General features: G+C 69.5%; 5 protein-coding genes. 1 reads left to right on the forward strand and 4 read right to left on the reverse strand.

Annotated features, from left to right (window positions below; all coding sequences use genetic code 11):
- Positions 1-109 precede the first annotated feature (109 nt).
- Positions 110-784, forward strand: coding sequence for a response regulator transcription factor (locus ABZY44_RS24505; RefSeq protein ID WP_356657269.1), 675 nt, complete (start codon positions 110-112; stop codon positions 782-784).
- A 136-nt stretch (positions 785-920) separates the two neighbouring features.
- On the opposite strand, the gene ABZY44_RS24510 is transcribed toward ABZY44_RS24505, so the two are convergent.
- The 4 genes from ABZY44_RS24510 to ABZY44_RS24525 all read right to left on the reverse strand — a co-directional run.
- Entirely contained in the window at positions 921-2,498 is a 1,578-nt protein-coding gene (locus ABZY44_RS24510; protein WP_356657271.1) for an ABC transporter substrate-binding protein, read from the reverse strand.
- 83 nt (positions 2,499-2,581) lie between these two features.
- Positions 2,582-4,186 (reverse strand): ABC transporter substrate-binding protein, encoded by a 1,605-nt coding sequence (locus tag ABZY44_RS24515; RefSeq protein ID WP_356657273.1) that lies wholly within the window; start codon positions 4,184-4,186, stop codon positions 2,582-2,584.
- Between the two features lie 480 nt (positions 4,187-4,666).
- A complete protein-coding gene (locus tag ABZY44_RS24520; protein WP_356657275.1) occupies positions 4,667-5,365 on the reverse strand; it encodes an HAD family phosphatase in 699 nt (232 codons plus the stop codon).
- 120 nt (positions 5,366-5,485) lie between these two features.
- Positions 5,486-6,514: vitamin B12 dependent-methionine synthase activation domain-containing protein (locus tag ABZY44_RS24525; protein ID WP_356657277.1), on the reverse strand; the 1,029-nt coding region annotated here is incomplete at its 5' end.

Consider the following 6,514-nt stretch of genomic DNA (forward strand, 5'->3'; position numbering starts at 1 on the left):
GCCGTCCGCCCGTCGCGGATCTTGCCGGACCCGAGCCGTCCGGGGGTCCGGGTCAGGGCAGAATGGGCGGCGTCCCCCGACGGCGTCCGACGAATACGAGGTAGACCCCGTGGCGATCCGCGTACTGCTGGTCGACGACCAGCCGCTCCTGCGCACCGGTTTCCGGATGATCCTGGAGGCCGAAGAGGACCTCGCGGTGGTCGGCGAGGCCGGGGACGGTCTGCAGGCGCTGGACCAGGTGCGGGCGCTGCAGCCCGATGTGGTGCTGATGGACATCCGGATGCCGCGGATGGACGGGGTGGAGGCGACCCGGCAGATCACGGGTCCGGGCCGGGACGGTCCGGCGCGGGTGCTCGTGCTGACGACCTTCGACTTGGACGAGTACGTCGTGGAGGCGTTGCGGGCGGGGGCGAGCGGGTTCCTGCTGAAGGACGCGCCCGCCGTCGAGCTGGTGCAGGCGATCCGGGTGGTGGCGGGCGGCGAGGCGATGCTGGCGCCGAGCATCACGCGGCGGCTGCTGGACAAGTACGCGGGTCATCTGCCGTCGGGCGAGGACAGTGTTCCGCACGCGCTGGGAACGCTGACCGAGCGCGAGGTGGAGGTGCTGAAGCTGGTGGCCCGGGGGCTGTCCAACGCGGAGATCGCGGCGGACCTGTTCGTGTCGGAGACGACGGTGAAGACGCACGTGGGCCATGTGCTGACGAAGCTGGGCCTGCGGGACCGGGTGCAGGCCGCGGTGTACGCGTACGAGAGCGGTCTGGTGCGGCCGGGCGCCGGTCAGTAGCGGCGGGCGTCCCGGGCGCGGCCCTGCCGGGGCGCCGGGCCACCGCGCCGCCGCCGCGCCGTCACGGCGTCACGGCGTTACGGCAAGGGCCCGTCTCCGCGGTTCGCGGAGGCGGGCCCTTGTCCGTGGGTGCCGGTCAGCCCTTGCTGATCTCCCAGAAGCGGAAGACGGTCGAGGGGTCCAGGGACCACTGCAGGCCGGTCACGTTCCGGCGGGTGACGGCGTACTGCTTGCTCTGCCAGAGCGGGAGGATCGGGACCTCGTCGGCGACGATGTCCTGCAGGCGGCCGTAGTCGGTGGCGGCGGCGCTGCGGTCGGCCTTCGCGGAGGTCGCCGGGATGATCGTCCCGGTGATCTCCTTGTTGTCGTAGTTGTTGTGCAGGACGTTGTCCGGGCCGAAGAACGGCTGGGTGAAGTTGTCGGCGTCCGGGTAGTCGGGCACCCAGCCCTTCACGTAGACGCCGTACTTGCCGTCGGCGACGTCCTTCTCGTACTGCTCGGACTCGACGGACTTGACGTCGGCCTCGAAGAGGCCGCTGTCGTTGAGCTGCTTGGCGATCAGCTGGAATTCCTGCTCCGTGGACGGGCCGAAGCGCGAGGGCGTCGAGTACAAGGTGATCTTGACCTTGTCCTTGATGCCGGCGGCGTGCAGGACGGCCTTGGCCTTCGCGGGCTGGGGGCTGCCGCCGTAGCGGTCGAAGAAGGCGGTGGTGTGCGAGGCGATGCCGGCCGGGACGATCGAGTAGAGCGAGGTGGCCGTGCCGTCGTAGACCTCCTTGACGAGGGCTTCGCGGTCGACGAGGTAGGCGATGGCCTTGCGGACGGGGAGCTTCCCGACGACCGGGTCGTTCATGTTGAAGACGAGGTGTTCGACTTCGGCGCCGGAGCCCTGGACGACCTCGACCTTCTGGTCGCCGGTCTTGGAGGCGAGGCCGGCGATGTCCTTGGCGGCGAGGCCCCGGAAGGCGAAGTCGACGTCGCCGCTTTCGAGGACCTTCCTGAGGGCGGCCTGGTCGTGGTCGAAGAACTTCATGGTGACGCCGCTGTTCTTCGGCTTCGCCTTGCCGTTGTAGGACTCGTTGACGGAGAAGCCGGCGCTCTTCTCGTTGATGGAGTCCAGCTTGTAGATGCCCGAGCCGATGGCCTTGCCGTCCGTGCGGAGCTTGTCCGCGGGGTACTCGCTGTGGTCGACGATGGAGCCGGCGCCCGAAGCGATCTTGCTCGGGAACGTCGCGTCGGAGTACTTGAGGTGGAAGATGACCGTCTTGTCGTCGGGGGCCTCGATGGAGCCGATCGACGCGAGCATGACGGCGGGGCCGTTCTCGTCGTTGATCTTCAGGGTCCGCTCGAAGGAGTACTTGACGTCCTTCGAGGTGAGGCTGTTGCCGTTGCTGAACTTCAGGCCGTCGCGCAGGGTGCACTTGAACACCTTGCTGTCCGCGCCCTCGAAGCCGCAGGACTGCGCGGCGTCGGGCTCGGGCGTGGTGCCGCCCTTGGGGAAGCCGAGCAGGGACTGGAAGACGTTGTTGAAGAGCAGCCACGAGCCGGAGTCGTAGCCCGAGGCGGGGTCCGTGGCCTTCACCTTGTCGGATATGCCCATGATGACGCCCTTGCCGCTGCCGGCGTTCGAGCCATCCGTCGACCCGCAACCGCTGAGCAGCGCGGCGGCGGTGGCCGCGCCGAGCGGGGCTGCCAACCACTGGTTACGTCTCATCACGCGAACGTCCTTCACAGTCTCACTGGCTCGTTTGGTTTCTGGTTCCGGCCCACGGTGTCCGCTGCCGGCCGCCGTGCTGGTCAGCCGCTGACGCCGCGGCCGAGTTCCCACAGCTGGAGGTCGGAGATGGCATTGACGGACCACTCCACCCCGGTGATGCCGTCGCGGGCGGCGACGTACTGCTTGCCCTGCCACAGGGGCAGGACGGGGACGTCGTCGGCGACGATGTCCTGCATCTCCGTGATCGCGGGGACGGCGACGCCGCGGTCGACGGCCCGGCGGGATTCGGGGATGAGCCTGGTGCGCACCGCGGTGTTGGCGTAGGGCGTGCCCAGGAAGTTGTCCTGCTCCAGGAACGGGGCGAGGAAGTTGTCGGCGTCGGGGTAGTCGGGGAACCAGCCGAGCCCGTAGGCGGCGTAGTCGCCCTTCTTCTGCGCGGGCCGGAAGTCGGCCCAGTCGGCGCCCTGGACGGTGATGTCGAAGAGCTGGGTGGAGTTCAGCTGGGCCTTGAGGGCTTCGAACTCGGCCGCGGTGCCGTCGCCGTAGTGGTCGTTGGTGTAGTTGAGGGTCAGCTTGACGGGGGTCTTGATCCCGGCGTTCTTCAGGAGTTCGGCGGCCTTGGCGGTGTTGGCCTCGCCGTACTTGTTGAAGAAGGAGTTGACGTGGCCGGTCAGGGTGGTGGGGACCAGCGAGTACAGGGGCTGCGCGGACTTTCCGTAGACCTTGGCGATGACGGCGTTGCGGTCGACGGCTGCCGCGAGGGCCTGGCGGACGGCCTTGTCCTTGACGGTGGGGGCGTCCGTGTTGAAGGCGAGGTAGCGGATCTCCAGGCCGGGCATCGGGAAGAGCTTGACGCCCTTGGGGGGCTTGGCGGAGAGCTCGGCGATCCGGGCGGGCGACAGGGTGCGGGAGACGACGTGGACGGTGCCGCTCTCCAGGGCCTTGGCCATGGCGTCGGAGTCCTCGAAGGCGCGCAGTTCGGCCTTGTCGTTCTGCAGCTTCAGATCGCCCTTGTAGTGGGGGTTCTTGCTGAAGACGGCGCGGACGAGCCGGTTGTCCTTGACCTCGGCCTTCATGGTGTACGGGCCCGAGCCGTCGACGGAGAATCCGGCGCGGAGCTTCTTGGCGTCGTACTTCTTGGCGCTGACGATGCCGGCCGCGGGGGTGGAGAGCTTGTGCGGGAACGTGGCGTCGGGGGTCTTGAGGTGGAAGACGACGGTGTCGGGGCTCTTGACCTCGACGGTGTCGATGGTGGAGAGCAGCGAGGAGGGGCCGTTCTCGTCCTTGATGGCCCGGACCCGGTCGATGGAGAACTTGACGTCCTGCGCGGTGAGCGGGTCCCCGTCGGCGAACGTGAGGCCGGGGCGCAGGGTGCAGCGGTAGCTCTCGTTGCCGGTGTCGGTGAAGCGGCAGTCGGAGGCCGCTTCGGGGACGGGCTGGCCGCCGCCGCGGGGGGTGTGCATCAGCGTCTGGACGGTCTGGCGGAGGATGTTCCAGCTGCCGGCGTCGTAGGCGTAGGCGGGGTCGAGCGGGGCGGGGGCGTAGTCGGCTGCCTCGAACCGGTCAGTGGTTCCGACGACGATCGCCCCGGTTCCCGCTGCTCCGCCGCTGGTGCTGCCGCAAGCGGTCAGCGCGGGGGTGAGCAGTGCGGCGGCGGCCGTCAGCACCATGGTCTTGCGGTTCATGCTGGAAGTACTCCCTCGACCCGGCACTTGTTCAAAGCGGCGTGGAGGGCATGTGCGACGGTCGCCCGTTCTGGGCGGAACGATCGGGCCGGTGATGTGACGATCGGTCCACGCGGTTCCGGATCAGGGGTGTGTGTCCGGGACGGCTGAGGTGCGGCGCTATGCCCGGACCGACATTAGTGGCCTGCGGAGGGTTGGCTTGAACCGGTCGGAGCGGGGGCGTCATCGCACCGTGATGGGAGCGGACGGGGGGTGAGCGCCGGGCCGTTCGCAGATCGGTCAGGTGCTGATCAATGCGGACACAAGGGGTGGTCGGCGGGGGGCCGGAGTGGTGCGAAGGGGACCTTGCGGGTGACAAAGCTCACCCGGGACAACTCCCCCCTGGAGGGATGGAATTTCGGCCTCCGGGGAATCACGCGAAAGATCCGTCCGTGGGACCCGGGTCCCACGGACGGATCGTCCGGTACGGAGCGTGCGCGGTCAGTTCAGCGGAGTGATGAGGGAGCGCAGGAACGGCAGGTCCACGTCCTCGAGGGAGCGCACGACGGTCCGGCCGGGGGCGGGCTCGATGTGGCCGACCGAGGGGATCGCGACCACGCGGCAGCCGGCCGCCTCGGCGGCGGCCACGCCGGTGGCGGTGTCCTCGATGACGGCGCAGCGGGAGGGGTGCGCGCCGAGGGTGCGGGCGGCCAGGAGGTAGGGGTCGGGGTGCGGCTTGGTCCGGGGGACGTCGTCGCCGGCGACCGTGAGGTGGAAGCGGTGGCCGAGGGTGAGCAGCACCTGGTCGATGATGCGCCGGTGGGAGGCGGAGACGAGGGCGGTGGGGACGTTGTGCCGGGCCAGCTCGGCGAGCAGCCGTTCGGCGCCGGGCATGAGGGGTACGCGGTCCGCGATGCGGGCCTCGAAGCGTTCGTTGAGCAGGACGCTGAGTTCGGCGAGGCCGATGGCGGCACCGGTGGAGGCGATGAGGAATCCGGCGCTGCGGGTCATGGGGCCGCCGACGACGACGTCCCGCCAGGCTTCGTCGAGGCGGTGGCCGAGTGCGGCGAAGACGTCGACCTCGATCTCCCACCAGAATCCCTCGGTGTCGACGAGGGTGCCGTCCATGTCGAGCAGCACCGCCTGCAGGGCGTGTCCGTCGGCCGTACGGGCGACGGGGGCGGGGACTGTGCTCGTCATGCGCGCACCTCTCTGGTGGTCCCGGGGGGACGAGAAGGCCGGTCACCTCTCCTCCGGGGGCGTGCCCGGGGGAACAGGTGACCGGCCTGTATGGGACCGACTAGTGTACGCCGGTCCGTCTCATCGTGCGTTGAAATACTTCGCTTCGGGGTGGTGGATGACGATGGCGTCGGTGGACTGCTCGGGGTGGAGCTGGAACTCCTCGGAGAGGTGGACGCCGATGCGCTCGGGCTGGAGGAGGTCGGCGATCTTGGCGCGGTCCTCCAGGTCGGGGCAGGCGCCGTAGCCCAGGGAGAAGCGGGCGCCGCGGTACTTGAGGTCGAACATGTCCTCGACCTTGGAGGGGTCCTCGCCGCCGAATCCGAGTTCGGCGCGGACCCGGGCGTGCCAGTACTCGGCCAGGGCCTCGGCGAGCTGGACGGACAGGCCGTGCAGTTCGAGGTAGTCGCGGTAGGAGTCGGAGGCGAAGAGCTTGGCCGTGGCCTCGCCGATCTTCGAGCCGACGGTGACGACCTGGAGGCCGACGACGTCGGTCTCGCCGGACTCCTCGGGGCGGAAGAAGTCGGCGAGGCACAGGCGGCGGCCGCGGCGCTGGCGGGGGAAGGTGAAGCGGGTCCGCTCGTTGCCGGCGTCGTCGAGGATGATCAGGTCCTCGCCCTTGGACACGCAGGGGAAGTAGCCGTAGACCACGGCGGCTTCGAGGAGGTTGTCGGTGTGGAGCTTGTCGAGGAGGCCGCGCAGGCGGGGCCGGCCCTCGGACTCCACGAGTTCCTCGTACGTCGCTCCGCCGGCGCGGGCCTGCTTGAGGCCCCACTGGCCCTTGAACAGCGCGCCCTCGTCCAGCCAGGAGGCGTAGTCCTTGAGCGGGATGCCCTTGACGACGCGTGTGCCCCAGAACGGCGGGGTGGGGACGGGGTTGTCGACGGAGGTGTCGGAGCGGCCGCCGGGCTCCTGCGGCTCCTCCACCTGGAGGACGGGGTTGTCCCGCTTGGCCACGCGGCGCTGCTTGAGCTCGGGGAGGCTGGCTCCGGGGACCCCGCGCTTGACGGCGATGAGGGCGTCCATGAGGCGCAGGCCTTCGAAGGCGTCGCGGGCGTAGCGGACTTCGCCCTCGTAGATCTCGTGGAGGTCCTGTTCGACGTAGGCGCG

The organism is Streptomyces sp. NPDC006544 (assembly GCF_040611715.1).
Lineage (GTDB): Bacteria > Actinomycetota > Actinomycetes > Streptomycetales > Streptomycetaceae > Streptomyces.

What these genes read in the sequence shown, in the direction of transcription:
- ABZY44_RS24520 (WP_356657275.1), bottom strand. Translation starts at nt 5,365, where the DNA reads ATGACGAGCACAGTCCCCGCCCCCGTCGCCCGTACGGCCGACGGACAC.
- ABZY44_RS24510 (WP_356657271.1), bottom strand. Translation starts at nt 2,498, where the DNA reads ATGAGACGTAACCAGTGGTTGGCAGCCCCGCTCGGCGCGGCCACCGCC.
- ABZY44_RS24515 (WP_356657273.1), bottom strand. Translation starts at nt 4,186, where the DNA reads ATGAACCGCAAGACCATGGTGCTGACGGCCGCCGCCGCACTGCTCACC.